Origin of the sequence: Bacteroides sp. 4_1_36 (assembly GCF_003466325.1) — a bacterium.
In the GTDB taxonomy this organism is placed as follows: Bacteria; Bacteroidota; Bacteroidia; order Bacteroidales; family Bacteroidaceae; genus Bacteroides; species Bacteroides uniformis.
The window spans coordinates 148,250-174,855 of sequence record NZ_QSOX01000002.1 but is presented as its reverse complement, the minus strand read 5'-3'; the positions used below and the strand labels follow the sequence as shown (position 1 = coordinate 174,855).

33 protein-coding genes and 1 tRNA gene are annotated in these 26,606 nt (G+C 48.9%); 8 read left to right on the top strand and 26 right to left on the bottom strand.

The genetic code is table 11. From position 1 onward, the window contains the following. Window positions 1-17 precede the first annotated feature (17 nt). A complete protein-coding gene (locus tag DXD65_RS03600) occupies window positions 18-1,523 on the top strand; it encodes a toxin glutamine deamidase domain-containing protein (protein WP_007562518.1) in 1,506 nt (501 codons plus the stop codon). On the opposite strand, the gene DXD65_RS03595 is transcribed toward DXD65_RS03600, so the two are convergent. Beyond that, the gene (locus tag DXD65_RS03595; RefSeq protein ID WP_007562519.1) at window positions 1,485-1,733 is read right to left on the bottom strand and encodes a hypothetical protein; all 249 of its coding nucleotides are present in this window, start codon (window positions 1,731-1,733) and stop codon (window positions 1,485-1,487) included. The genes DXD65_RS03600 and DXD65_RS03595 overlap by 39 nt on opposite strands. A 68-nt stretch (window positions 1,734-1,801) precedes the next feature. Here DXD65_RS03595 and DXD65_RS03590 point away from each other — a divergent pair, with 68 nt between their 5' ends. Together DXD65_RS03590 and DXD65_RS03585 are read left to right on the top strand one after the other, a co-directional pair. Beyond that, window positions 1,802-2,425 carry a hypothetical protein gene (locus DXD65_RS03590; RefSeq protein ID WP_181975829.1) on the top strand — a complete coding sequence of 208 codons (624 nt, stop codon included), beginning with the start codon at window positions 1,802-1,804 and terminating at the stop codon, window positions 2,423-2,425. Window positions 2,426-2,429: 4 nt separating this feature from the next. Then, the gene (locus DXD65_RS03585) at window positions 2,430-2,891 is read left to right on the top strand and encodes a hypothetical protein (protein WP_007562523.1); all 462 of its coding nucleotides are present in this window, start codon (window positions 2,430-2,432) and stop codon (window positions 2,889-2,891) included. Here the strand turns inward: DXD65_RS03585 and DXD65_RS03580 are convergent. The 16 genes from DXD65_RS03580 to DXD65_RS03505 all read right to left on the bottom strand — a co-directional run bounded on the left by DXD65_RS03580 (window position 2,874) and on the right by DXD65_RS03505 (window position 11,052). Further along, window positions 2,874-3,143 (bottom strand): hypothetical protein, encoded by a 270-nt coding sequence (locus tag DXD65_RS03580; RefSeq protein WP_007562525.1) that lies wholly within the window; start codon window positions 3,141-3,143, stop codon window positions 2,874-2,876. The genes DXD65_RS03585 and DXD65_RS03580 overlap by 18 nt on opposite strands. Window positions 3,144-3,253: 110 nt before the next feature. After that, the gene (locus DXD65_RS03575; RefSeq protein ID WP_007751532.1) at window positions 3,254-3,916 is read right to left on the bottom strand and encodes a DUF3164 family protein; all 663 of its coding nucleotides are present in this window, start codon (window positions 3,914-3,916) and stop codon (window positions 3,254-3,256) included. An 18-nt stretch (window positions 3,917-3,934) separates the two neighbouring features. Next, a complete protein-coding gene (locus DXD65_RS03570; protein ID WP_007562529.1) occupies window positions 3,935-4,132 on the bottom strand; it encodes a hypothetical protein in 198 nt (65 codons plus the stop codon). After that, entirely contained in the window at window positions 4,119-4,304 is a 186-nt protein-coding gene (locus DXD65_RS03565; protein WP_007562531.1) for a hypothetical protein, read from the bottom strand. The genes DXD65_RS03570 and DXD65_RS03565 overlap by 14 nt, the downstream gene beginning before the upstream one ends. Before the next feature lie 6 nt (window positions 4,305-4,310). Further along, window positions 4,311-4,733: a hypothetical protein gene (locus tag DXD65_RS03560; protein WP_117887351.1), complete on the bottom strand. Its 423-nt coding sequence runs from the start codon at window positions 4,731-4,733 to the stop codon at window positions 4,311-4,313. A gap of 2 nt (window positions 4,734-4,735) precedes the next feature. Continuing rightward, a complete protein-coding gene (locus DXD65_RS03555; RefSeq protein ID WP_117887350.1) occupies window positions 4,736-4,954 on the bottom strand; it encodes a hypothetical protein in 219 nt (72 codons plus the stop codon). 18 nt (window positions 4,955-4,972) lie between these two features. Next, complete coding sequence (locus DXD65_RS21555) at window positions 4,973-5,443, bottom strand: DUF4406 domain-containing protein (protein WP_117887349.1); 471 nt, start codon at window positions 5,441-5,443, stop codon at window positions 4,973-4,975. Continuing rightward, complete coding sequence (locus DXD65_RS03545) at window positions 5,443-5,664, bottom strand: RNA polymerase subunit sigma (protein WP_117741854.1); 222 nt, start codon at window positions 5,662-5,664, stop codon at window positions 5,443-5,445. Before DXD65_RS03545 ends, DXD65_RS21555 begins: the two co-directional genes overlap by 1 nt. Continuing rightward, window positions 5,645-6,307: an ATP-binding protein gene (locus DXD65_RS03540; protein WP_117887348.1), complete on the bottom strand. Its 663-nt coding sequence runs from the start codon at window positions 6,305-6,307 to the stop codon at window positions 5,645-5,647. The genes DXD65_RS03545 and DXD65_RS03540 overlap by 20 nt, the downstream gene beginning before the upstream one ends. After that, window positions 6,276-6,533 (bottom strand): hypothetical protein, encoded by a 258-nt coding sequence (locus DXD65_RS03535; protein WP_117887347.1) that lies wholly within the window; start codon window positions 6,531-6,533, stop codon window positions 6,276-6,278. Before DXD65_RS03535 ends, DXD65_RS03540 begins: the two co-directional genes overlap by 32 nt. Next, window positions 6,530-7,411 (bottom strand): AAA family ATPase, encoded by an 882-nt coding sequence (locus tag DXD65_RS03530; protein WP_117700136.1) that lies wholly within the window; start codon window positions 7,409-7,411, stop codon window positions 6,530-6,532. Before DXD65_RS03530 ends, DXD65_RS03535 begins: the two co-directional genes overlap by 4 nt. A 36-nt stretch (window positions 7,412-7,447) precedes the next feature. Beyond that, a complete protein-coding gene (locus DXD65_RS03525; protein ID WP_117887346.1) occupies window positions 7,448-9,553 on the bottom strand; it encodes a hypothetical protein in 2,106 nt (701 codons plus the stop codon). A gap of 11 nt (window positions 9,554-9,564) precedes the next feature. Then, on the bottom strand, window positions 9,565-9,945 hold the full coding sequence (locus tag DXD65_RS03520) for a hypothetical protein (RefSeq protein ID WP_007763199.1): 381 nt from the start codon (window positions 9,943-9,945) through the stop codon (window positions 9,565-9,567). A 28-nt stretch (window positions 9,946-9,973) separates the two neighbouring features. Beyond that, window positions 9,974-10,276 carry a hypothetical protein gene (locus DXD65_RS03515; RefSeq protein ID WP_117700138.1) on the bottom strand — a complete coding sequence of 101 codons (303 nt, stop codon included), beginning with the start codon at window positions 10,274-10,276 and terminating at the stop codon, window positions 9,974-9,976. A 146-nt stretch (window positions 10,277-10,422) separates the two neighbouring features. Continuing rightward, the gene (locus tag DXD65_RS03510; protein ID WP_117700139.1) at window positions 10,423-10,815 is read right to left on the bottom strand and encodes a hypothetical protein; all 393 of its coding nucleotides are present in this window, start codon (window positions 10,813-10,815) and stop codon (window positions 10,423-10,425) included. Between the two features lie 21 nt (window positions 10,816-10,836). Continuing rightward, entirely contained in the window at window positions 10,837-11,052 is a 216-nt protein-coding gene (locus DXD65_RS03505; RefSeq protein WP_007751500.1) for a hypothetical protein, read from the bottom strand. 103 nt (window positions 11,053-11,155) lie between these two features. Here DXD65_RS03505 and DXD65_RS03500 point away from each other — a divergent pair, with 103 nt between their 5' ends. Next, window positions 11,156-11,848 carry a helix-turn-helix transcriptional regulator gene (locus DXD65_RS03500; protein ID WP_117700140.1) on the top strand — a complete coding sequence of 231 codons (693 nt, stop codon included), beginning with the start codon at window positions 11,156-11,158 and terminating at the stop codon, window positions 11,846-11,848. Window positions 11,849-12,255: 407 nt separating this feature from the next. On the opposite strand, the gene DXD65_RS03490 is transcribed toward DXD65_RS03500, so the two are convergent. The 4 genes from DXD65_RS03490 to DXD65_RS03475 all read right to left on the bottom strand — a co-directional run bounded on the left by DXD65_RS03490 (window position 12,256) and on the right by DXD65_RS03475 (window position 16,077). Further along, window positions 12,256-12,498 (bottom strand): hypothetical protein, encoded by a 243-nt coding sequence (locus tag DXD65_RS03490; protein WP_007763215.1) that lies wholly within the window; start codon window positions 12,496-12,498, stop codon window positions 12,256-12,258. 385 nt (window positions 12,499-12,883) lie between these two features. Continuing rightward, the gene (locus DXD65_RS03485; protein ID WP_233556113.1) at window positions 12,884-14,911 is read right to left on the bottom strand and encodes a sodium:solute symporter family transporter; all 2,028 of its coding nucleotides are present in this window, start codon (window positions 14,909-14,911) and stop codon (window positions 12,884-12,886) included. A gap of 11 nt (window positions 14,912-14,922) precedes the next feature. Continuing rightward, the gene (locus DXD65_RS03480; RefSeq protein ID WP_005829254.1) at window positions 14,923-15,669 is read right to left on the bottom strand and encodes a FadR/GntR family transcriptional regulator; all 747 of its coding nucleotides are present in this window, start codon (window positions 15,667-15,669) and stop codon (window positions 14,923-14,925) included. 335 nt (window positions 15,670-16,004) lie between these two features. After that, a tRNA-Gly gene (locus DXD65_RS03475) sits at window positions 16,005-16,077 on the bottom strand. 141 nt (window positions 16,078-16,218) lie between these two features. Here DXD65_RS03475 and cobU point away from each other — a divergent pair. Genes cobU through cobC form a run of 4 tightly spaced genes read left to right on the top strand, consistent with a single transcriptional unit; the run spans window position 16,219 to window position 19,108 of the window. Further along, on the top strand, window positions 16,219-16,740 hold the full coding sequence (gene cobU, locus DXD65_RS03470; protein ID WP_044467842.1) for a bifunctional adenosylcobinamide kinase/adenosylcobinamide-phosphate guanylyltransferase: 522 nt from the start codon (window positions 16,219-16,221) through the stop codon (window positions 16,738-16,740). 30 nt (window positions 16,741-16,770) lie between these two features. After that, window positions 16,771-17,808 carry a nicotinate-nucleotide--dimethylbenzimidazole phosphoribosyltransferase gene (cobT, locus tag DXD65_RS03465; RefSeq protein ID WP_009038525.1) on the top strand — a complete coding sequence of 346 codons (1,038 nt, stop codon included), beginning with the start codon at window positions 16,771-16,773 and terminating at the stop codon, window positions 17,806-17,808. 1 nt (window position 17,809) lies between these two features. After that, entirely contained in the window at window positions 17,810-18,553 is a 744-nt protein-coding gene (gene cobS, locus DXD65_RS03460) for an adenosylcobinamide-GDP ribazoletransferase (RefSeq protein ID WP_009038526.1), read from the top strand. Window positions 18,554-18,568: 15 nt separating this feature from the next. After that, window positions 18,569-19,108: an alpha-ribazole phosphatase gene (gene cobC / locus DXD65_RS03455; RefSeq protein WP_057255888.1), complete on the top strand. Its 540-nt coding sequence runs from the start codon at window positions 18,569-18,571 to the stop codon at window positions 19,106-19,108. Here the strand turns inward: cobC and DXD65_RS03450 are convergent. From DXD65_RS03450 to DXD65_RS03430, 5 genes are all read right to left on the bottom strand, one after another. Then, window positions 19,089-21,050 (bottom strand): sensor histidine kinase, encoded by a 1,962-nt coding sequence (locus DXD65_RS03450; RefSeq protein WP_117887345.1) that lies wholly within the window; start codon window positions 21,048-21,050, stop codon window positions 19,089-19,091. The two genes, cobC and DXD65_RS03450, sit on opposite strands and share 20 nt — an antisense overlap. Continuing rightward, the gene (locus tag DXD65_RS03445) at window positions 21,047-22,927 is read right to left on the bottom strand and encodes a sensor histidine kinase (protein ID WP_117887344.1); all 1,881 of its coding nucleotides are present in this window, start codon (window positions 22,925-22,927) and stop codon (window positions 21,047-21,049) included. Before DXD65_RS03445 ends, DXD65_RS03450 begins: the two co-directional genes overlap by 4 nt. 108 nt (window positions 22,928-23,035) lie before the next feature. Further along, window positions 23,036-24,004, bottom strand: a complete 969-nt coding sequence (cbiB, locus tag DXD65_RS03440; protein ID WP_005829281.1) for an adenosylcobinamide-phosphate synthase CbiB — start codon at window positions 24,002-24,004, stop codon at window positions 23,036-23,038. A 3-nt stretch (window positions 24,005-24,007) separates the two neighbouring features. Next, window positions 24,008-25,042, bottom strand: coding sequence for a threonine-phosphate decarboxylase (locus DXD65_RS03435; RefSeq protein ID WP_117887343.1), 1,035 nt, complete (start codon window positions 25,040-25,042; stop codon window positions 24,008-24,010). Then, window positions 25,035-26,552 (bottom strand): cobyric acid synthase, encoded by a 1,518-nt coding sequence (locus DXD65_RS03430; protein ID WP_005836942.1) that lies wholly within the window; start codon window positions 26,550-26,552, stop codon window positions 25,035-25,037. Before DXD65_RS03430 ends, DXD65_RS03435 begins: the two co-directional genes overlap by 8 nt. Between the last annotated feature and the right edge of the window lie 54 nt (window positions 26,553-26,606).

Here is a 26,606-nt window from a genome sequence, read left to right as displayed (position 1 = left end):
ATAATGGCAGCATCTCCATGGAGTTTGACTTCTCCGAAGAGGTGCTGCGGCGTGCCTTGCTGAACATATACAGCAGGGACTTTCATCCGGCAACCGAAATCGAAATCAACCTGTTCAATGAAATATGGGCAAAGATGGACAAGGCGGCAAAGGAAGGGTTCAGCAAATCCAAGGCCATTACTCCGGACGAGGATTTCAGAAATGCCATACTCCGGAACAATGCCGTATTCTCGGCATTCAAGGTACATCGTATGCAGAATGACATGGCACGACTTTTATTGGATTCAAACGGCATTTTAAAACCGTTCGACAAATGGGTACAGGAAGTCTTGCCCATTGCTTCCCATCAGGTTCGTCACTGGCTGCGGACGGAGTATGATACGGCGGTCATCCGGGCGCATCAGGCGGCTGACTGGCAACAGTTCCTGCGCGAACGCGATATTCTGCCCAACCTCAAATGGCTACCGTCCACCTCCATTCATCCGGGGGCTGACCACCGCCCGTTCTGGAATACCATCCGGCCGATTGATGACACGTTCTGGAACATCCACCGACCGGGCGACCGGTGGAACTGCAAGTGCGACCTCACTGCCACCGACGAGGAGCCGACACCACTTCCGGACGAAGACGACAAGAACAAGCCCCAGCCCGGACTGGATAACAATCCGGGAACGGACGGCAAACTGTTTTCCGACAATCATCCATATCAGGCAGAAGCCCACAAGGGTGCCCAAAAAGCGGTGGATAAACTTATGGCCCGTATTGACGAGATGATTGCGGAAATGCCGGACTACCTTACCGGGGAGGAAAAAATGGCCATTGCCCGGAACAACCTCGAAATGGAAAAGGCTCTTAAAATCAAAAAAGGAAAACCTATGGATGTGGATAAGGCGGACAAACAGAATGCAAATCCCAAACATGTGGAAGAGTATATTTTGGATTCCAAAGGAATATACCGCGATAAAAGGGGAAACAGATACCGGAAGAACAGCGATTACGATAAAAAACGGGATACTCCATACAGTATCAACTGCCAGACTTGCGCACCGGCATACGCTTTACGATTACGTGGATGGGATATTACCGCCAAAGGCAATGTCGCAGGGTCTAAACTTGAATATCTGAGTAATGGACGTGCTTTTGAAGTCTGGAAAAACACCGACGGTACTCCGGCGCAACATATAAGTATAAACAGCTGGCTTGCGCACAAAGGATACCTGAAAATGACCCCTAAAAGGTACATGGAGTATTTCAATGAGGTATGTAAGGAAGAAGGCGTATATGAATTGTGCATCGGCTGGAAAAGCGGGGGCGGGCATGCTACAATCCTGCAACGGTTTGCGGATGGTGAACTAAGGTATATCGAACCCCAAAGCGATAATTCTGCCGGTTCAGGAATGGAATGGAAAGACGTAAAATATTTATGTGAAATAGGAGCTGCGACTTCCCACAACTGCAGGGGAGTCCTGAGAATTGACAATAAGCTATTCGATGTCTCCTTCCTCGATATTTTCGATACATGAATCGATAACGTCAAGGGATAACGGACCGGTTATTTCGGTTGCGTCTTTACCGTCATACAGATAGACGAAAGGATAACCGGTACAGGAGTCCCCCGGAAACTTGAACACATAGGCTTCCTGGCCTTCATAAATACCAAGGTATTCGAAGGTGTCACCGTATTGCTCAATAAGTACACGGGCCTCGTTCTTTACTTGTTCCGGTATATTCATAACGCATAAAAGGCATATTGGAAGCCTCGGTTGCAAAGTTATAAATTATTCTTGAATTACTGATGATTATGGACATAAAAGATTTTACGGAAATGATAAAGCGGAAACGTGACAGGCTGGACAGTATGATGCGCCGCAAAATGCCAGTCATGGTAGGACGAATGGCCAAAGACCATTTTCAGGATAACTTCCGGCAGGGTGGATTTGTCAATGGCGGTCTTCACCCTTGGCCCAAAGCCAAACGGCTGTCCTCGGGAGGTTCCGATGCCGCCAGCAATTATGGAACGCTGCTCTCCGGCAGGAAACATCTGTTCAAATCGGTCGGATATACACCTGCAGACTACCGGGTAAGGGTATTCAACGAGGTGGTCTATGCACCCATCAACAACTGGGGCGGGGAAATCGATGTCACCGTCACAGACCGCATGAGGCGCTTTGCATGGGCCAAGTTCTACAAGGCTTCGGGAAAAAGAAAAAAAGCCGGCACAGGGCAAAAGAAACGCGTCAAACGACGTTCCAAGCCGAAGGAACTGAATCCGCAGGCACAGTTCTGGAGGAACATGGCGCTTACCCAAAAAAAGAAACTGCACATCCGCATCCCGCAGCGCCAGTTCATGGGCGAAAGCGAAGAATTGAACCGGCGTATCCGGGAAAAGGTGGACCAGGAAATTACCAACATTTTAAACCAATAACGATATGGACGAAATTTTTATCGCAATCATGGAACAGATTGCACAGGAAATGCCGGAACTCTCTCTCATCGACGAGGACTACGGACAATTGGAAATGGGAGCAGAAGAAGACCAGTACCCGGTCACTTTCCCTTGTGTATTAATCGGAAATACAAACTCCGACTGGCACGACCTCGGATACGGGGCACAGAAAAGCGAATCCGCACTGACCGTCCGGCTGGCCATCGATTGTTACGACGATACAAGCTACGCATCCGGCACGTATGACAAGGTGAGGGAAAGGCAGCAGCTGGCCAAGAAATTATACAAGTCGCTGCAGTGTCTGCAATGCACGGACAACGCTTCGCCGCTGGTACGCGAGAAAAGCCGTTCGTATGCCATGCCGCATTACATCAAGGTCTATGAAATGACGTTCTCATTCACACTGCACGATGAATCGGCCATGCCGTCATCTTATGGGGAATAGTTCCAGCTGGGCGGCAGTCAGACGGGGGGCTTTCACCTTGGGAACAGGCTTCAGATTGTAGTCTGTTCCCTCACGTGATTTCCGGCGGATGATGGTCATGATACGTTCCTCGGATATAAAGAATTCGCGCTCCGACAACACTTTTAAAGCATCGTCGAACCGCAACCGCTGTATTTCTGTCCAATAGTAGTAACGACGGCATAGTGCCTCGTCACGCAGCTTGATCAGTTCTTTATCCCGTCCTTTGCCCATACATTTTATTTCTCTTACAAAAATAACTGATTTCCATCTATTTTAAGAACAAAAGCGCCGCAATTATAACAACTGCGGCGCTTTCTGTTTATAGGGTTAACGGGTTTCGGCTACAAACGGCAGAAACTGGGTTCAATGCGGGTCCATACGCCGTTTTCAGGGTTGCGGCGGCTGAAGTAGTAGTTGGTGGCATTGCGCTGCACTACATTAGCTTCCTTGAACAGGCGCATGATGTCTGCATACTCTTCATCGAACTTATCTTCCAGTTCATACAGCTTTGAAATGCTCTTGTAGTCCAGGTCGCCCATTTTGTTGCGCTCCAGCAGGGTCATGGCCATCTGATACATCGGATCATCCGAACCTTTCTCGCTGTTCTGCATGTAGCGCTTCAGGTAGTCAATCAGACGGTCGGCTGCCATGTCGGCTCGTTCATCGAAGCCTTTCACCTTGTTGCTTTTCACCTCCAGACGGAAGTCACCGTCCGTAATGGTGTAGCTGCGCTGTTCGTCGCTTTTCACCTGGCCGTATTCCTTCATCACCTTGGTAAAGGCATCGGCTTCTTTTTCCAGCCATCCGCGGAACCCGGTCACGGCATTCACCATCTCAAGGACGTTGGTCTTTACTTCGTGCATAAACTCACCGCGTAATGCCTCGTAAGTTTCACGACGGGCGATGCGGTCTTCTTTCTCTTCTTGCTGCAGCTGGGCCATGAGGGCTGCTCGCTGTTCTTTACTCAGGGACTTGATGTCCACACTTTGATTGTTCTTTTCCATTTTAAATCATTTTAGTTGTTAATCAGCTATTACTTTGTCATCCTTCAGCAGCAAAGCGAATGTCCTGTCTCTTTCTGCTTTGGTTTCAAACTTCTTGTATGTCTTCCAGCCACCGTTTATGCCGGTACACATCTTTATCCTCGGGCCTGGATAATCATCCTTTCGTATTATACAGAACCCCGCTTTTATCAGCTTGTCTTGGTCATCTATCCTCATAATCATCCTGCTTTTCCGGTTCATCGTCTATCAGCATGGCCTCCCCATTGGCATACGCCCAGTCGGCCAGTTCGTTGAAAAACTCCGCTGCATCCTGGTTCTCCATATCGGATGTCGTAAGGGTCACGTCTTTTCTTATGCGCTCAAGCGCTTCATGTGCTTTTTTATCCATATTGCTCTATTTATCGGTTAAACCTCCTTTTCGTTGGATAGCCCGCAGTTTGATGGCCAGTTGTTCCAGCTCGGCTGTACTAACCTGAACAAAGGGCTTGCCGGCTATCCGGGGGTTGTTGCAGAATTCGTTCACCCGGTTCCAGTCGGTGGTGTCTATACCCAACTGCTGCATCAGCTTCAGGCAGACGCTGCGTTTCCGTCGCAGTTCCTCGCGAAGTTTCTGCCGCCATTCATCCTGCCCGGTCAGTTTCTCCAAGGCACAGCAGCAGGCTTCATATTCCTTGGATGTCATTTCACGGAGGCTTTCCGTACGGTTCCACGTGTACTGCAGAACGATTTGCTTCTTTAGCCCTTCCCGGTCTCCTGTACAGGGCAGCTTGTTGAACAATGTGTAAAACCGGGCGAAATTGGTTACTTCCTGTGCCATCTTTATTCTATTAATAATTGGAATCCTTTTTCCGTAATATACATATCCTCACGTTCTATCCACGGTTCTCTCAAATCATCATCTTCTTCTTTGGAATCCGAGAAATTCAAACGAAGGCTGTTCTCAAGGCTGCAATCTATTTGTTCCTCTATGTCAGCAATGCTTGCATCTTCAGGAACTGATCCTCTAAACTTTACAAGTACCGTAATTTCTTTTGCCATAATTCAAAAACTAAAAGGTTATTCAAACAACACTTTAATGCCACACGAACTGGCCACATCAAGTTCCAGCTTGGCTCCCTTGCTCAATTCCCAGTCCTTCAGCATGTAGATATAGTCACAAGCCAACAGCAGGGCAATGTCGGCCCGCATGTGGACTCTCCAATGGGCTTCATCCGGCAATCCGTTCTTGAAAGGGTTTACAGGATCATAGCCTTGTGTCATCAGTTTCTCCTCGGCACGGCTGAAGGCTTCCTTGCGCTCATTCATATCATAGTGCGCGATGGCTCCGCTGATGTACACTTTCCCGGCACCGGTCGCTTCACCACGTTGAAAAGCCTTGTGTCGTTCCCACCGTTCCGGAACCACCACACTGTAGTTGCACGATTGGCAGCAGCAGCCTTCTTCTTTCACGGGGAACGGGTTGTATCCGTAACCCTCATACTCTTTGCCGCAGATGCAGCACACTTTCTTTTCTTCTTTCTTTTCCATCACTTCAAATCTTTAATGTTTATTTGGCAGGACGGATGCCATACTTGAATATTCCGGGCAAACATCACATCTCTGGTTTCTATCACTACGTGTCCCTTTGTCTTGGCCCTGCGCAGACGGAGGTCACTTTGTATGTTACGCTCTACCCAATCGTCCACCACGGCCTCCGCCTCCTGTCCTTTCAGGAGTATCTGGTACAGCTTATTCTCCCATTCCATCATTCAAATAATCCTCCATATTATCGTCCTTCAATGTTTTGGCAGCACCTTCTTCCCATATCACGTAGGGCTCACCGGGCTTTTCCATAAAGCGGCTTTTGCACCAGGCTTTGAAACAGCTTACCATGATTTTTACATCGGCATCATATTCCACCTTGCGGGCGCTTCTACCTGCCGGATGTGCCCCTTCAGCATGGCTGATGAAGATAAATAGTTTCTTGGGGTGGCGCTCCTTAAACTCCTTGTAGGTCTTGTAGTTCAAACCACTGTATTGGAAACTGTCGATAATCACGATTCCGGGACTGCCTCTGCGCTGCAGCCGTTCCTCCAATTGCTCCATCGGTTCCCGGTCAAGGATCATCAGCTTCTTTTTCACTTCACACATCTTATGCCGTTTCAGGCTCATCTGGAACGACAAACCGGTACTTTCTTCCAAACTGTCATAAATCACGCGTCCGAAACTGCACAGGTACTTGGCCAACTGCATCACAAAGCTGCTCTTTCCGTTCCCACTGGCACCCCAGATAATCCACACGCCACTCTTGGCAGGGTTGCCAATCGAGGCTTGCCAAGCCCCGGTAAATTCATACCGGGGTATCTTCATATTCAGCACCTCACCGGGGCTGTAGGCTCTCTTCAGTTTCACGGCTACCTCCTTTCAATTCTTCAATAAGAGCATCAGCATAGTCCACAGCAAGTCCGGCAACTTGTTTTATAGACATTATACCTGATGAATTGCTTCTTACTACCGGAAGCATGCTTTTGGCAATTTCATATCTGCGCTGTTCCCAGTCTATCTCATTCGCTTTTCTCATCTCGCGATGGATACCGATAACAGCATCCATCGCTTGCATTTCTATCTTGCTTATCATGCCTGCACCCTCCTTAATTTTTCGATTTCGGTATAAACGCGCCTCAAGCCGCCTCCGGTACTGTGAACAATCTTGGCAATGTCGGCACCGTCCGGGGCATTGATTTTGGCCACGATGGCAGCCTGTGCCTTCAGGAACTTTTCTCGTTCCTGGGCATCATCCGGGGTCACTTTGCTGTAGGAATCCCCGTAACGGCTCAACATTTCGGTATAACCCACCTTCTTGCCTTCGATGGCGCGATTGATTTTCTCCTTCAGCCCGTCGGCTCCCATCATGTACCAGGCGCAGCAGCGTTCCGTGGCGTTCCACAGGGCCTTCAACTCCAAGAAGGCTTCATACTGCAGGTCGCCGGCTTCGTCCAGAATAACCAGGGGCGTATCAATCGTGCGCAGGTAGGCCACCAGATCCTCATACACGTCGCTGTAGCGTCCGTTGCTGGTCACGCCGAATTCCTTGGCAATGTAGCGTATCAGCTTCAGCTTGGTCTTCACCTGACTGCAGTCCACATACACGGCGTGCTTGTGCTGCTTCACATAGGCTTTCGCTGTAAAGGTCTTGCCGATATTGGGCATATCGCACAGGATGGCGCTCAAACCGCTTCCCTGGCACACTTCCAGCTGCTTGCTCACAAACACGTAGGTCGGGGTCTGGGCTGCCAGCCAGGGCATTTCCGTACGCAGTTGCACGCCCAGTCTTCGGGCTATGCCTACCCAGTTGGCATCACTGACCTGCTTTTCATAATTGCCCCGTTTGATGGCGTTGTAAACGCTGGGGGCTATGCCCAGTGCCGTGGCATGGCGGTTGTCACTGGGATAATTTTCACGGTCGGCGGCTATCGCTGCCACAATACGTTGCTTTACTTCATTTGTTATTTCCATTTGAATGCTGTTTTAAATTCGTTCTAACGTCGTTAATTATATCTTGGCTACCGCATCATGCTCGAAGGCACTGATGTCCATATAGGCTAAGTAATCGTCTTCTTCGGCTTGTGCAGGAAGGGGAACGGCTTCCGCTTGTACCTCTGTTATCAGCTTCGCTTCCTCTTTGGCAAGGATGCCCATACGCTTGATCTTTCCGTCCTTCATCATCTTGTCGAATTTGGCTACATACTTGGCCTGTTCGGTATAGGCTGCCCTGTCGGCTTCGGTCTGCTCGGCTGTATTCTCATTGTAACGGGCTACGGCCTTGCAGGTGGCGATATATCGTCCGTTCTGGTAGATATATACCTCGCTGATGGTTCCGTCAGCATCGGGCAGATAATAGGCATCTACCTTGTAGTTTCTCGGCTCCAGTTTTTCGATGATTTCCGGGCTGGGCAGTCCGTATTGGTTGTACATCACCGTACAGTAGGTATTCTGCCGGATGGTTGTTTCGGTGTGCTGCCCGATGAACCGGTAAAGAACGGCCTTATCCCAAGGGGCAAGGTTCGGGTTCTGATGAGCGCAAAGCACATCCCAACGGCTCATGCCCGGATAGCGCTTCTGGTTTGGGTGAGGCTGTGCGTTGAAGGTCTGAATGGCGCGTATATCATCGGCTACCAGTTCTTCATAGCTATAGGTCTTCACCTTGTAGGTGTTGTTCTTTTCGTCATACACTTTCTCTTCCTTCGGGCGGTTGGCTTCCAGCTTGGCCCACCAGCGGCCAATGCCTACCTGCGTGCGTTTCTCCACACCGTATTTCTTTTCGCGGTTCTTGTGCTCGGCACGTTTTTCACGCGAGTTCCCGGGGTTACACCAGCGGATCAGGGGGAAGACGGTACCGGCTTGCATCAATCCGTCGGCAAAGTCGCTTACCAGGTGGTGTTCCACTTCCAACTCGGCGGGGATATACATGCCGTTCCGGTCCAGAGTCTGGAACATGTTTCGCATGCAGTCCAAAAACAGCTCGCCTGTCTTGTACCGGTTGTAGGCATATCCCACTACAGCACCGCTCACCACATCGTAGGCATAATAGGCTTTCACGCGGTTGCCGTCCTTCATCGGGCGCGGCAGGTCGCGGTCGTCAAGCGAAACCTTACTCAAGGAATATTCACCGATGCTGCGCAGATGATAAGGACGGTAGGCATTGTTAAAGTCCCACTGGCTCATGTGCAGCTTACCGCGAAGAGCCTTGTTCCTTGGGTTGTTCAGGTAGTTGGCTACCGTGGCCGGGCTCAATACCAGCGGATTTCCATCCTTGTCGGTAAAGTCTGCCGGATTCAACACCTCGCCGGTTTCGGGGTCATATAGCTCCAGTTCTCCTTGTACAAATAGATTGTACTGTTCCCACACGGTGGTATTGAAGGGCTGTTCCGGTTGGGCATCGATGCTCAGCAGCAGGCGTTCAATGTCGTAGGTCACCTTCCGGCGGTTCTGGTTCATGAACTTGCGGCTGATAAGGCTTTCATAGCCGTTGGCCTTGAAGTCATTCACACGCTTCTTGAAGCGGTTGGAACTCACGGGTAAGGTATGGCCGAACTCTGCTTGATAGTAACTGATGGCTCCAGCCAGTTCTCCCCAGTTCACCGGTCCTGCCTTCATCGCTTTACGCATAAAGGTGGCATCCTCCATGGCACGCATCACGGCCTCAATTACCGAAGCGTTTACCGTATATTCCTGGATGTGTTCCGGTGGCAGTGTATCTCCGTTGTCAAAACGGAACCGGGTGTAAAAATCCCGGGCTTTCGCATCGATGTGGTAATGGCTGCCGAGCCAGTTTCTTATTACGTCTTCTTTCATATCTCCGTATTTTAGTTTTATCCTTTCCTGAAACCGTAGGGGCATGGTGGCTATTTCTACCAGTGCATAACTTCCAAGCCCCTTGCCGGGTCGCACTACGTTGATTTCTTTCTTGGCCGCTAATTTCTTGTAATTGGGTACCGACAGGATGGGAGCAAGTTCTTCTTCGGAAAGAGTGGAAGGATGAACACCTTTCAGCGTGCGGCTTCTGCTGTAGTCAGCCTTCCCGTTCACCATCACCGGTCGGTCATCGTAGGTCAGGTCATTGTAGGATATGCACAATATCTTTCCATAATACTCCATTTCATTTCTGTTTATAAGGCGGCTGCCATCTGTTGGGTCTCGTGCTGCAGCTGCATGAAATCCGATACAAATTCACATTGGTAGGTTTCAGTCCGTTTTCCGTCCACGTACACATCCACATCATTGGTCTTTCTGTGGACCACGAGTTTTACACGGGGACCGAAAGTGCAGGTCATGGTCTTCTCGCACTCCTCGAAGGTGGTTTCGCAGTTCGGAATGAAGTTCCCGTCAGTCAGTTTACCGCCTCGCTTCAGGGCAAGAGTGCGTATCCGGCGCGCCTGGTCGCTGTCACGGACAAAATTCAGTGCCTGCCACACAGCCTGACGGCTGCATCCGAATGTCTTCATCAGGAAGGTCTTTGTTTCGTTATCTGTCAAAATCTGCTTTCTCATATCGTTTATCTCTTGATATATTGCTCATTTATAATTCCTCAATCGCTTTCCGCTTGATGTCATCCGAATCATCCGGAAGTATCTCGTAAAGGCGTGTTCCCTTTTTCAGTTCCTCAATCAGCACTTGCATGGCTTCCTCGCACACACAGCTCACATTCTCCAACACCCGGTAGGCATCCGAGTTACTGATCGCATCCTTTGTCATGAACTGTCCGGCCAAATCCATAGCCTGGTCGGCAATGTTCTGTGTATGGGCCGCACTGCTTATCATCGTGCGAAGCTTCTGCTTGAACTGGCGTTCAGCTCTCCCTTGATTGAAATTCTTTGCCATAAATCTAAATTTTAGAGGTTAATATCGTGGGGCGCGGGGAATCGAACCCCGACGGCTTTCTACGCTTTCTCATTTTCGATTTACCAACTCTCCGGCCGTGCCTGCCGCCCCTGCCCGTCTTTCCGGGCTGCCAGTTATCCGGCAATCTATTTGCCTTGTCCTTCTATCATCGAAAGGACAACCATCCTGTCTTCATCCCAAAGCGGAAGCCCCAATTCAATGGTCCGTTTCACCACTTCCATCTCACCGACCAGCCCTACCGCTTCTTTGCGGAAATCGGTATCGTCATACGCATGCGCCTTGCCAATCAGGAAGTCGGTCAGGTTGCCGATAACTTCCTTTTGCCGTTCACACTTCATCTCATAGTTCAGCACCCGTACATGGACATCGCGGATAATCCGGCTGTCCCCATGTTTCTTGAAATCTTTGCAGAACTCATCCTTGTTCATCGAAGTGTTCAGATAAACCGCATGGATGTAATCAAAATCCTCTGCTGTAGGGGTTATCCCCGTCCGTTCCATAAATTCTTGCTGTGTCATAAACTCACTTATTTTATTGTATTATTCTGCATCTTCAATTTTGAAAGAAAAGCACTTATCCGCCAATACTCTTTTTACAAAGTCTAAGTCGTATCTATCAGCTGAAAAGAAAACTGCCTGATAATCTACACTGGGATAAGCCTTGATTGCTGTTGTATCTACCATCTTCTTGACCAGTCCGTAAAGAGCTTCGGCGGTCTCAGCTGTTGCTTGAGCTATAATTACTTTTGCTTTCATTTTCTTTAATCCTTAAAATTCGCTAATCACACGCCTTTTTTGTATATTTGGCGCGCTGTTTACATCTTAAACACGCTGCAAATATAGACAAGATTTCTCGATTATGAAAGAAAAACAACAAGAAAAATCGCCTATAAAGCAAAATATCTTGCTTTACTTAGAAAATAAAGGTGTAACTCCCTATGAATTCTATAAAGAATCGGGGGTCACAAGGGGAATTCTACAACAAAATAATGGAATCAGCGAAGATAATATAGCAAGATTTCTCGCTTATGCTCCAGATGTAAATATCGAATGGCTTCTTACCAGCAAAGGAAGTATGATAAAAGATGGTTCTACCGATATTCAAATATCGAATGATACAACCACTTCATCTATGCCAACCACGTCCATGAACCCAGGCATCGGCACACCGTATTACGATGTAGATTTCATCGGCGGCTTTGATGAAGTGTTTAATTCACAGGTAAACATACCTGCCACCAACATTGTAATAAGGGGATTCGAGAAAGCCAGCCTCTGGTGCAATGTCACCGGGCACTCCATGGAACCCAAAATAAACCATGGCGACATCATTGCCCTGCACCAATGCACACTCAACGACATCCAGTATGGCGAAATCTATGCAGTGGTGTTGGATACCATCCGCACCATTAAAATCCTCCGCAGGTCGCCAAATCCGGACAAGCTGCGCTTCATTCCCATCAACACCAATGACTACGATGAACAGGAATTCGACAAATCACGCATCATCAATGTCTTTGAAGTAATCGGAAGTATCAGCAAGTTCTTCTAAGTGGTACACGCATGCCCCTACAAAAGGCTAAAAAAGGACGCACGCACACACCTTTGAAGGATTTTACCTGAAGTAAACTCGTAAATACACTGTAAATCAAAGGATTTATTTTATTATAATAAGGTATATCACACAAACGAGTGTCGTTTTTCCTCTCTGAAAACAGCGAAAAACGGCACTTATTTACATTTGCTACATTCTTTCCTATTTTGGGCGAACCATCCAAAAAGCGAAAAAGTAACCCTAAAAGTAACCCTAAACTCATCGAAGTAGTAACCCTAAACAGTAACCGTAATAGTAACCCTAAATCCCAAATTACCACGCGTAAGGGCATAAAAAAGGGGAGCCATAAGCTCCCCAATCAGCATTCAAAGAAATAACGCCTACAAGCCTTTCTAACGGCGTTACTATATCGTTCCAATATTACCCTTACTACCGCCCGAAATGAGCGTAGATTGCTTAATTATAGCCTTTTTCGTGCATATTGTGCCGTTACCAGACAGCCCGGCATGAAGCAGGTAATTCTTGGTTGCCCCCACCTGATCTGCCGTCAGAACCGTATAAACAGCCGATATACTGCTGAAATACCAATCTTTCTGCTTCGTCCCGTCTATTTTATGCAGCAAATGCACATGAATCACTTTTGCCATATTCATTTCTATTATGCTGCAAATATACCAAATAATGCTTATTTGGAAGAATTTTAAGGCACTATATTTAAAAATAGGCACAAAAAAAACGGCCACACAGCCGTTCACACCATCATATAACAAAATCCATCAACCCAGCCATAAAAACGGCCACACAGCCGAAAATAAAACCCTTCCAGGCCGTTTTAGCCCCATCTGCAAACCCGATGTAAGCAATCCCCCGAATATCCGAAGAAAAGCCCCTCAAACGTAAAGCAGATGTAAGCCCATGTAAAGAGAAAGACCGCTTCGAAATATTCAGCCCATTTTCCCGATCATGCCTAAACCCTTTGGTTTTCAAAATCTTTCGCCCATTTTTCCCGACCATTGAAAAAACCGCTTCGTTCTATGCCCCATACAACAACCCTACAATACCGACCGGTAATTGGGTAAAAATATACCACGGAAAAATAGCATCGCCGTTAGGAATACTGATACTCAGATTCTCAGGATACACCTTGTAATAGGCATAAAGCGCAGTGCCTATAAAGAAGAAAATCAGTGTGGCGGGAACAGTCAGTATCGCATTGGTCCATACACTCTTCCGTGCCTCTTTCATCGAAGAGGTAGTGAGATAGCGCTGCACCATACTTTGGTCCGTCCCATAGGTGGTAAGATGGGTAAAACATGCGGCAATAATGACAGTCCACATCGTAGCATCCTTCAAGTCAAAGTCCGTTGCTCCCAAATCGAACTTACCGTTTGCCACGGCAATATCAATCGTTTCACCCCATCCACCGGGAAGAGAACACGAGATGTATATCACTGCAAATATCGCTCCTCCCAACAGTATAATTACTTGAATGGCATCTGTCCATACAACCGCCTCTATTCCCCCTATCATTGTATATAGAATACTACAAACTCCCATAATACCGATACATAGGAATATATCCAACCCAGTCACCACATTCAAAGCAATGGAGGGCAAAAAAAGCACGACACCCATACGCCCTACCTGGAAAATAATAAAGGCCAGACTGCAAATAACCCGGATAAAGACATTGAAACGTATCTCCAGATATTCATAGGCAGTCGTTATATTCAATCTCCGGAAAAAAGGAATAAAGACATAAACAATGACGGGGGCAACAAACACAATACCGGTATTGAACAACACATAACTCCAGTTAGTGGCATACGCCTTGGAGGGTATAGCCATGAAGGTGATGGCACTCAACGCGGTTCCGAAAAGACTCAGCCCGGCAGCCCACCACGGAATGCGTCCTCCACCCTTGAAATAGTCATTCGTACTTTTCTGGCGCCGTGAAAAGTAAATTCCAATTCCGGCCAATACGGCAAAATAACCGATAATCACAAGGATATTGACAAGTCCCAACCCCTTTTCCAAAGGAACAATATCCCCTTGAAGGCTGTACAGTCTATTCGGTCCGGAACTGGCATTGCTACCGAGTATAACGAAGGAACGGTTTCTTTGCAAGACTTGCATGGTGTCATAGGTACCTGGAATACATTCAGACTTGACAAGAGTCTGCGTAATTGTATGGTATTTCCATAAAGCATTCTCTTTTTTAAGATGCTGTGTATCTTCCGGCTCTTTCTGAAAAAGAAGTATATGGTTGGCTCCGCTGGCGACAGCAGCACATATTCCTTTCGGAAAATCCGAACCTAATGAACTCCATTTACCCAATTGGGGGTTATAGACATATCCATCAGTCAAGCAAGAAGACAACCCTTCTTCCGTTTCCGTCTGTCCTCCCAATAAATACAGACAAGGGGAAACGCCGTTGTTCTGTACCACGAGAATTGCATCTTCCCGGACGCATCCCGGATAGCCCGGTAGTTCTTTCCATCCTCTGGACTTGTTCGACAAGTCCAGCACAAAAAAAGAATCCGATAACCTAGACGGACTTACCGACTTCCTGCCTCCAAACAAATATACCTTATTGTCCAGTAGTGCTCCTGCCACGTTAGACAACGGAAAAGGAAGTGGCGGCCAATCTTCCGAAACATTCAGTTTGCCCTGCTGCATTGTGACAAGAAATACATCTTCGTAGCATTGGGAAGAATCACGCCCTCCAATACACAAGATACCGTCAGAGAGTGTTATGGAAGCGCCATAAGCCAACGGCTTGGACAACACATCTTCATACAAAGCGAATCCGGCATTTTCAGAAAGGCATACCGCATTTCTTCCCCATCGGCTATAATCATCGGAAGTGCCGCCTGCCAAGACAATTTGTCCGCCAAGTACTCCGGAAAAGAGTCCCAAAGTGTTGTGTTCCTCATTAAAAACACTCTCGTTGCCCCACTTTATCTGCTCAGAATGAGAAGCATCTGCAGCTCTTAGGCTTTGCCCCCAAAACAAACAAAGGCATACCAATGCAACACAATTATTTACAATCCGTGTCATTTGTCATATTTTTATTGTGATTGACCCTTATTCTGTTCTCCTAACACTGCCCTATCATAAATCAGCTTCTTATAGACATAAAAGTGTTGCTCGATAGCATTTCTGTAGCCCATTTCATCCTTATTCTTGATAAAGTTCAATAAATCGGTGTGAGTTACAATCTTTCCCTTTTTCTCCAGTTCTATATTTATAGCTTCCACCCGTTCCCTCAAATTGGTTTTTACAAAGTTCATAACCGGATGAATGATGCTTTGGAACTGTACAATCGTCTTATTCCCCGTTATTTCGTATAGTTTTGAATGGAAAGTATATTCGCTGAGATTGGCATATTCGTTGTTCCCCAATGCAACGCCTGCATTAACAATCTCTTCCAGTTCCATAATATCCTGCTCTTTAATATTATGAAATATGTCACTACTGATTCCTATCTCCAAGGCAACCCTGAATCCCAAAAGATCGAGAAGTGATTCCTGGCTCATAATACGGGGATCAACCACTCTCTTCATTCCCCCTAAGATGAAAGGCTCAGTTAATATCATTCCACGACGTGTACGGCTTTCAATCATTCCCATCATTTTCAGACGGCTAAGAGCTTCCCGAAGAACACTACGAGCTACCCCCAACGCTGACGACAACTCAATTTCGTTAGGGATAGAATCACCCACTTTCAAGTCCTGACTTCTGAAATAATTCAATAACTTGTCTTCCACTTGGTCTACCAAAGTAATCGACTGCCCATCAATTTTTAAGTTTTCCATATATTAAATCGTGTTATTATTAGTCCTATTAGTATTATTTGTCAGACAAATAAATGGATAATTTTTAATAAAAGCAACATATAAAGAATATATTATTTCTTCTTTTATATTTATTAACTTTTAAAGTGTTGCATTTTTGCAAATTTACTATTCACGATGTAATATATGTTTCGGCTATATTACATATGCGAACAAACAATAAGAAAAACAGAAAAAGGGGAAAAACAATATAAGTGCAGCTTAAAAAATAGTTTAGAAGAATTATTAATACCTGAGAATGAATGTTCTTAAAAAAGAAAAAGACTGAATAACTAAGTATTCAGCCTTTTATAAAGAGCGGCAAGCGAGACTCGAACTCGTGACCCTCAGCTTGGGAAGCTGATGCTCTACCAACTGAGCTACTGCCGCATAAACATTTCCAAGGTCATGCCTTAAAAACGGTGGCAAAGTTAATAAATTCCTTCCTAAAAAAACAAACGTTTCGTCAAATATTTCCTATTTTTGCTCGGGAAAACAAAGATATTCTTTCAAAATACAGACTAAATACCAATGAAACGAATCATACTCATCACCGGAGGAGCACGTTCCGGCAAAAGCACCTATGCGGAAAAGTTGGCACTCGAGCTCTCTCCCACTCCCGTTTATCTTGCCACAGCACGCATTTGGGACGAAGAATTCCGCCAGAGGGTAATCCGGCATCAGGAACGCCGGGGACCGGAATGGACAAACATCGAAGAGCAGAAAGAACTCAGCCGCCACCGGCTGGAGGGACGGATCGTCCTGATAGACTGCATCACCTTATGGTGTACCAACTTTTTCTTCGACCTGCATTCAGATACCGACCGGGCACTTGCCGCAGTAAAGGCAGAGTTCGACCGCTTCACGGCACAAGACGCAACCTTCATCTTTGTAACCAATGAAATAGGTATGGGAGGAGCTTCCGAGAACGAACTGCAACGAAAGTTCACGGACATGCAAGGCTGGATGAACCAATATGTAGCCGCCCGTGCCGACGAAGTGATACTGATGGTATCCGGCATCCCACTTACCGTAAAAAACACTCATTCATAAAACAACAAACAATTAAAATTCAACAGACTGATGAAAACATTTCATATCACCCGTCCGGACGAGTCAATCCGTCCCGCATTGATTGACAAAATCAACAACCTGACCAAACCCAAAGGTTCATTGGGCATTTTAGAAGAACTGGCACTCCAAATCGGACTCATACAACAGACATTATCCCCCGCCTTGAAACATCCGCAAAACATTATCTTCGCCGCCGACCACGGCATTGTAGAAGAAGGTGTCAGTCTGTCTCCAAAGGAAATCACCTGGCAGCAAATCAGCAACTTCCTTCATGGAGGGGCAGGTGTCAATTTCCTCTGCCGGCAGCACGGCTTTACCCTGAAAATAGTAGATGCAGGAGTAGACTACGACCTCCCCTACGAGAAAGGCATCATCAATATGAAAGTGCGCAAAAGTACCAGAAATTATCTGCACGAGGCAGCCATGACGGAAGAGGAAATGGAGATGTGCCTGGAACGGGGTGCCGAGGTGGTGCGCCAATGCCATGAAGAAGGCAGCAATGTCCTCAGCTTCGGTGAAATGGGTATCGGAAACACCTCTTCATCCTCCCTGTGGATGACCTGCTTTACCAGTATTCCTCTGGAACAATGTGTCGGCGCAGGCAGCGGACTCGACAGCGCGGGCATCCGCCACAAATACGAAGTGCTGAAACAGTCTATGGAGAATTACAAAGGCGACGGCTCTCCCCGGGACATCATCCGCTACTTTGGTGGACTGGAAATGGTAATGGCCATAGGCGCCATGCTGCAAGCTGCCGAGCTGAAGATGATTATCCTTGTTGACGGATTCATCATGACCAACTGCCTGCTTGCCGCCGCCAGGCTCTACCCGGAAGTGACGGATTACGCCATCTTCGGACACTGCGGAGACGAGTCGGGCCACAAACTGGTGCTCGACGCCCTGCATGCCCGTCCGCTGCTGAATCTGGGGCTGCGTTTGGGAGAAGGAACAGGGGCCATCTGTGCATATCCCATTGTCGACTCGGCCGTGCGGATGCTCAATGAAATGGATAACTTTGTACATGCCTCCATCACCAAATACTTTTAACATGAACAATGTCTTGGCTGCATTCATAATGCTCACCCGACTGCCCTTCTGGAAAATCAAGGAAGTACCGGCAGAATGTTTCAAGCATGTGGTTCCCTATTGGCCGCTTATAGGCTGGCTGACGGGAGGCGTGATGGCGGCAGTGCTGTGGCTTGCCGGACAGATTATGCCGGTGTCATTGGCATGGATTCTTGCCCTCATCGCACGCCTGCTTGTCACCGGTTGCCTGCACGAAGACGGACTGGCGGACTTTTTCGACGGCTTTGGTGGCGGCACCACCCGAGAACGGACTCTTGCCATCATGAAGGATTCCCACATCGGAAGCTACGGTGTCATCGGATTGATATGCTATTTCCTGCTGTTGCTCCAACTTCATCACCTGCCACTGGGACTTCTCTGCATCCTTGTGCTCAGCGGTGACTGCTGGTCCAAGTTCTGTGCCTCCCAGATTGTCAACTACCTGCCCTATGCCCGGAAAGAGGAAGACAGCAAAAGCAAAACCGTCTACAACCGCATGAGTCGGCACGAGTTACTGGCCGGATTTCTTTGCGGCCTGCTTCCTTTCGTACTGCTGCTGCCTATAAAACTGTGGATTGCCACCCTCTTCCCACTGCTCACCTTCTTCCTGCTCTACCGATTGATGAAGCGACGCCTGCAAGGATATACGGGGGACTGCTGCGGGGCCACTTTCCTGCTATGCGAACTGTCCTTCTACTTGGGAAGCCTTATCCTAATTATAAATTAAAACCAAAAATTAAAGATGGAAGTAATACTCATTCGACACACTTCGGTAGATGTTCCTCCGGGCGTATGCTACGGACAGACCGATGTTCCCCTGAAACCAACGTTTGAAGCGGAAGCCGCCGTGACAGCAGAAAACCTGAAGGCATACCTTCCGTTCGACCACGTCTACACCAGTCCCCTAACCCGCTGCGTGCGCCTCGCCACCTATTGCGGCTATCCCGATGCAGAACGGGACAAACGGATTATGGAAATCAATTTTGGCGACTGGGAGATGAAGCCGTTCGAGCAGAATGAAGACCCACGCTTGCAGGAATGGTATGCCGACTACATGAACGTGGCAGCTACCGGTGGAGAATCTTTTACTATGCAATACCGGCGTGTCGGCCAGTTTCTGGACGAATTAAAGAAGAAGCCCTATACACGCGTTGCCATCTTCGCACACGGAGGCGTATTAATCTGCGCACAACTCTATGCCGGAATCCTCAAAGCCGAAGAAGCCTTCGACGCATTGACGCCCTACGGCGGCATCGTCCGCATCAATCTCGACAAGGAATAGTGAACGAAATAGTAGGGCCTTCCTCCGCTTCGGTTTGTACCTTGTAGATACCTCCAAAATAATGAATAAAATGGGCATTGATTTCATGGCGAATCAAGCTCGTTTTATTCTCAAAATGCACCTTTGCAAACGGGGCGTTGACCACATCGATATAGAGGACCGACCTAGTGCGGTCCCGTCTGATGCGGATAATCGCCTCATAACGGGCAGTGTCATTCTCTGACGGAGTCAGCATGCTGACAAGCAATGTATCGAACCACCTCCGGTCTGTCCTCGCAAACTGTTCCTTGAGGTCGGTCTGCAGGCTGACAGACACAGTGCTCTCCTCACGGCCGTTCACTTTATCCAGCACCTCACTGCACAACTGAATAATGTCACACTCCTCGTCCTCATACTGAATCTTGCCGGACTCCAAGCGGGACAACTCCAGAATGCTGTTGACATAATTCAGCAGGCTCTCCGCATTGGTCTGAATCATCTGTCCGTACTCCCTCTTAGTCTCCTTATCCAGCTCCTCTTTCCCGGTCAGCAATTCGGCAAAGCCCACCACCACACTCAGCGGGGTACGTATATCATGGCTGATTTCCGATTTCAGACGTTCCTTCGCGATGTTGTCCGTCTCTGCCTGCAAAGCGGCTTCAGCCGTCTTCTTCTCTACGACAGCAATCTTTCCGGAGACATAGCGCGTATACAGATAGAAAAGCAGCATCAGCAGCAGACAGACGCCCAGGAGTATAAATCCTATACGGTAATTCATGTCCTGAATCTTCTGCTTCTCCAACAACAGCTCGTCAATGTGGTAAATCTCCTTCACCTGCTTCAACTGGTTGGCCGAGAAGGCATTGTTCAGCGAATCCTGCTTGCGTATGAGGTAGCGCCGGGTCTCGATGGCCCCGTCAATGTCCCCCTTGTCATATTGCGTACTCGCCTTGTAGTTTATCAAAGTGGCAAAGGTGGAGACGTAGTTGTTCAGTACCGTAGGGGTCACCTCGTCTATCAATGCGATGCTTTTGTCATACTCATCGGTCTTGGCATAGTATTGAAGCTGTATCAACTGGACATTCAGCCAGAAGACGGGATCTACATGCGGTTCAAGCAGTTTCTTTACTTTCTCGATATGCTCGTGCGCCACTGTAAAGTTCTTCTGGTTCATGTAGTGCAGGATATACTTCACTTCGCAGTCAATCTCGAAATTGCTCCAGTTCTTCCGTGTCTCGGGTTCTTTGGAAATAACCGTCTGCAACGTCGTGTCCATTTCATGCAAATAGGGCAGCTTCAGGCTGTCTTTACCGCCATTGCCGTATACCTGGGCAATACGCGACAGTATATCCACCTTCAGGCTGGCCTTTGTCTGGGGAGAGAAATTCCGGTAAGCCTCCAAGAAAGAGTCCAGTGCCTCATTCGGGCGGCTGGACACTCCGTAGGCACATCCCAGACTGTTATACGCCGCTATCATCCCGTTATTGCTATGGCGGAGTTTTGATTCCTCCAACGTCTCCTTAGCCACATACACCGCTTTCTCTATCTGTCTCTTGGAAGCCAGGGCGCGGCTGATGGCAGCCTTCTGCTCCAGATAATAATCGTAAGTGCCTACCTGGGAGACAAAATCCTTCAGCACATCCACCCAATACGACAGACTGTCCGGGTCGTGTTTCTTGTCATAACATGCCGCCAGATAGTAAGCGCCCATATTCTCATAGAAAGCGTTCTTCTGCCGCCGCGCCTCCTCGTACAAACGGGTGGAAAAAGTCATGTTATAGGGAGCATACTGGTGCTTGTAGGCCATGTCACGGAGATACGTCAGCCGGACAAGGGTGGCCGGCAGGGTATCGGCAACCTTCAGGATGCTGTCCTGATACCGGACAGCCCCCGTGTCTTCTGCCAGCAGCGGACAAATATATCCGCAAAACAAAACATGGATGAGAATCAGTATTCGTTTCATTGCGCCGTTCCTCCGTGTAATGCGGGATTATACTTCAAAGGATGCGTAAAACAGAAACGCGCGCCACGGGTGTACCCACTGTCCACCCACAGCTTGCCGTTCATATATTTCACAATCAGTTGGCAGATGGAAAGACCCAGTCCGCTTCCCTGCACAAAATCATTCAGCTTTTCAAAGCGTTCAAAAATCAAGTGCTGCTTTTCCGGTGGAATGCCACATCCGGTATCCGTCACGGAGAAAAGTGCCGTACCGGCATCAGCCATCTTCAGTTCCAGCACGATGGAGCCTTGTTCCGTAAACTTGGCGGCATTCACCAGCAGGTTTATCAAGACTTGGCGGAGGCGCGCATCGTCCGTATCCAGCATCAGGACGGACAAATCCGTGTCAAAACGCATTTCAACCTCCAGCTTGCGCGAGGCCATCACGGTCTCCACGACCTCATTACACAACTTCACGGCATCATGCGTGCGGATGTTGAAGGTTATATTGTCATTCTCGAAATCCGAGAAATCCAGAATGTCATTGATAAGTTTCAGCAACTGAAAGGAATTCACCTTGATAATTTCGGAGAACTCCCGGCGCGATTCGTCATCGAACGACTCGTCCTCATCCGTCAGTACCGCCGAGAATCCGACAATGGCATTCAGCGGCGTACGTACCTCATGGCTCATGTTCGAAAGAAACATATTCTTCCGTTGTATGGCTTGCACCGCTTTCTCCTTCATCGCCTCCTGCCGCATTTGGGAATGCTTCAAACGGAATATCTTCTTCCAGCCCAGCACCAGGAGGAATATCAGAAACAGTACGGACACAATGATGCCTGCCAGATAGAAACGCATGGATACAATGCGGTCGCGTTCGTTCTGGTAGGCCAGTTGGTCGGCCTGGAAACGGGTACAGAGCCGGTCTATCTCCTTGGGATAGTTCTTCTCGAACGAAGTCTTGATATACGAAAAGACCTTGCCGTACTGTCCGTAGGCTTCTTCCTTGTTTCCCATCTTCACCAGTAAATCCGCTTTTTCGAGCAGAGCTTCCTTGTAGATGTTATGGTTTATCCGGGCATATTCGGTTTGAAGGAAATCATTGTAGGCGGTCAAGGCTGCCTCATGCTCTCCGGTGGCCACCAGATAACGGGCATCTATAATCAGAAGGTATTGCCGTATCTCCGGAATCAGCTGCGTTTCAAGCTGGCCTATCTGTGCCAGACAATGGCTGGCAGCTTTCAAGTCACCCTTGAATAATTGGCAGGAAGCATTGGAGGTGTGACGCATGGCCAGCTCCAGCGGAGAAAGCCGGTCTTCCGGATAGAGGTTCAGACGTGCAAGATAACGCAAGGCACCGTTTACATTCCGTATGCGCAGGTTATAATCTATCAGTTCCACCAGTAGCATACGGATATGCACATCCTCCCCGTCCATCCCATCCAGCAGTCTCAAAGACTCTTCGTAAGCGGCACCGGCTTCCCGGAGCCTGCCGGTATAGCTGTACACCTCTCCCATGGCATTCAGCGCAAGGGCATTGCCGAAGGGGTAGGCAAGCGCGCGGGCTTTGGAGTACATCTGGTCGCTCTGGGCAATAGCCATACGGATTTCTCCACGGAAAAGGGAGGATTTTATAAGTATTCTTTCCAGTTCGAAATAGGTGTAATAGCGCTGGGATTCATCCAATTGGGACAAAAGGCCGTCGGCATTCAGCGAGTCACACTCCTCCCGGGTCAGATAGTCGAAACCGAGGCTATTGTGAAAAGTGGAGATGACCTCATGGACTATACTTTCCTTTTCTTTAGTCCAAGAATCCGCTTTATCTGTTGTCGATGCAATTATTGTGCTCCCGAACCAAATAAAGAAAAGGAATATATATAGTTGCTTTATCCTCATTTATAAGACTTTGTCTGCTTTAAAAGTTACATTTTTAATGCAACGCGGTCTTGCAAAGATATTATATCTTTTTGGAACGGACAAAGAATCAGTTAAAATAACAACATTTTAAAAACAAAAGGAAGCCAAGGTCGATGTCACTATTACGGCAACCACCATCCACCACTCCACACGCCGGTTGATGCGGACAGCCACACGCATATCTTCTGTCTTCAGAGGCCGTTCATTAGAACCGATATAAGGTTTCCATACCTCCTCGCCGAAATAGTTGTGCGGACCCCCGAAACGGCAATTCAGAATACCGGCAAGGGCGGCTTCCGGATAACCGGAATTGGGACTGGCATGCTGGCTGCCATATCTGCCCACAAAAGCAAACAAGGAAAGACGACCGGAAACCAGCACCATCAGAAAGGCTGTCAGACGAGCAGGAATATAATTGGCAACATCATCCAGACGGGCGGCGAAACAGCCGAACCGACGATAGCGCTCGTTCTTGTAGCCGACCATGGAATCCAGCGTGTTCACCATCTTATAGGCAAGCATGCCCGGAACTCCCAACAGCAGATACCAGAACAAGGGGGCAACTACCCCGTCACTCAAATTCTCTGCCAAAGTCTCCAATGCCGCGGTTCTCACCTCCTGCGCCGAGAGTGCAGACGTATCACGCCCTACGATACGTGCCACTTGCATCCTCCCTTCCTCCAAGGAACGGTCCACCGCCTTGAACACCATACGCACCTCGCGAACCAGCGTAGTGCCCGCCAAGCAATAGAATATCAGCAATATTTGCACCGTCAGAAGCATGCCCGGAGAAAAGAGTGCCGCCAAGCGGAGCAACAAAAGCGTAATGACATATACCCCCAAGACAAGAGACACCGCCACAAACGCACCTTTCAGGAAACGCGAATCGCCCCGGTTCAACCGGTGCTCACAGAAAGAGATGGCTTTGCCGAAAGCGACCACCGGATGGGGTAGCCACGCCGGGTCGCCCAGCCAATGGTCGAGCAGCCAGGCAGTGAGAAGCGGCAGGTTCAAGTTGAAGGCGACACCCAAAAGTATAAGCACATCTTCTTCCATCGGTTATTCCTCCTCAAGCCATTGTCCTATTACTTTTACAAGCCTGTCATTCTCCTCCCGGCTCTGGGCGGCTATACGGAAGAAGCGCTCATTCAGTCCGTCGAAGTTGGAGGCGTCCCGAATCAAGATACCATGCTCCCCTGCCAGATAGTCTTTCAAAGCGGAAGCCCTACCCATACGGAGGCACACCAGCATGAAATGGGTTTCGGTGGCCCATACCTCCAGTCCTCCCAATGCCTCGAGCGCACTGCGCAGGCGGGCAGCCTCTTGCAAGTAAGACGCCACATCCAGCGGATTGGGAACATCATGTTCCAGCAGATGGAGCCCTGCCTCAATGGCAAGCTGGTTGACCGACCAGGGCATACGGTTGGTACGCAGACGGTGCAGCAGGTGGGGGGCGCCGATGACATATCCCAGTCGCAGACCGGGAACGGCATAACGCTTGGTCATGGAGTGCAGCAGCAAGACGTTGGGAAACTCCGCAGCCTCGGCAGCAGAGAAAAGCGGACGCAAGGTGAAAAACTCGTAGGACTGGTCGATGACGAAACATACCTGCGGATTATGACTGATAAGTGTTGCCAGATATTCCTTCTCCACAACCGTTCCGGTAGGGTTATTGGGATTGCACAGCCACAGCATGCGCACCTCTTCCGGCAAGCGATACCCCTCGCTCTCCGCAGGAAGCCGATAGAGGGAAGTGACCCGATGACCGTGCATGCGGCAGGCATCGGCATATTCACTGAAAGTGGGCTGCACAATGGCGGTGTTTGTCCCGCGGAAAGTCTGTGCGGTAAGATAGATGGCTTCGGTAGCTCCATTCGTCACGCACACTGCCTCGGCAGGAAGACGGTGGTGGCGGGCAAGACAGGCCTCAAGCGTGTAAGGCTCCGGTTCGGGATAGTTGCCGATGCCGTCAATCCGGGTACACAGATGCGCCTTCAAGGCAGAGAGGTCTACCCTGCTGTAAACGTTCGAGCTGAAGTTTGCCGTAATGGGACGGCTGTATTTATAGGAATCGTCTCCGTGTCCTTCAATCATGGTTCTTTGTCAATATTTGGTAGATAAGCGGCAGGTTGACGTGGCGGCGCACGTGCTCGGCAAGCCTATCGTATTGTTCTTCTTTGAATGTATGGTAATCGAAAGCGCCGGCATTCCCGGACAGTTTGTCTGCAAAAGGCACAAGCAGGAAATCTATGAATTCCGGATTGTCGAGAATGCCATGAATATAGGTCCCCATGCAGGTGGAGTCCACGTAGTAACCGTCGGTAGAGCCGTTCTCCAGAAGATTCAAAGGAGAATCGGGAGTACCTTCCACAGGGGTGGTCACTCCCATATGGATTTCATAGCCCTGCATTAATGGAGAATGGAGAGTGGAAGATGGAGAATGGGGATTGCACAGACCGAACTTCACCTGGCGGGTCACCTTCTCTCCCGACATGCGGGTACTGATGGGCAACAGCCCCAGTCCGGGCAGGCGTTCAATGTCCCCCTCCACATGCTCAGGGTCGAGCACCTCCTGCCCCATCATCTGATAGCCGCCGCAGATACCCATCACGGTGGCACCTTCACGGTGGGCACGGATGATGGCAGCCGCCACACCGTTACGGCGCAATTCGTAAAGGTCATCAAGCGTGCTCTTGGAGCCGGGCAGCAGGATGACGTCGGCCTTTGCCAGCTCATCCACATTGTTGGTATAGAAGAGATGTACGCGCGGGTCACGTTCCAGGACATTAAAATCGGTGAAGTTACTGAGGTGGCGCAGCAGAATGACGGCGATGTTCACCTTTCCCTTCTCGGCACGGACAGACTTTGCGGCAAGCGCCACGGAGTCTTCTTCTTCAATGTAGATATCACGGTAGTAAGGCACCACCCCGACAACGGGAATGCCGCAAAGCTCCTCCAGCATCGTAATGCCCGACTCGAAGAGACGTATATCCCCCCGGAACTTGTTGATAAGAATTCCTTTAATTCGCTCCCGCTCATGGGGACGAAGCAACATCAGCGAACCGTAGACGCTGGCAAACACACCGCCACGGTCAATGTCGCCCACAAGAATTACATCGGCTCCGGCATGCAGGGCCATCGGCAGATTGACAAGGTCGGTATCCCGCAGATTGATTTCGGAGATGCTTCCCGCGCCTTCCAGCACAACGGGATTATAGCGGGCGGCAAGGCGGTCGTAGGCAGCACAAACCTCCCAGCGCAGTTCGTCGCGTCCTTCCTTGCGGAAATAATCATAAGCATTGCGGTTGCCGATAGGACGCCCGTTAAGAACAACCTGCGAGGTATGGTCCGACTGTGGTTTCAGCAGCAGCGGATTCATGTCCGTGTGGCAAGGCACTCCGGCGGCTTCTGCTTGCACAGCCTGGGCACGGCCTATCTCCAGCCCTTCGGGAGTGGCAAATGAATTGAGCGCCATATTCTGTGCCTTGAACGGTGCGGGCTGATAGCCGTCCTGCTTGAAGATACGGCAGAAGGCGGCAGCAATGATGCTCTTTCCCACATCACTACCCGTCCCGGCAAACATAATCGGATGAAGTTTCTCCATAAATTCCATTTTAGCGAATGCAAAGATAGTGCAAATCCGAATATCTCTCCCATT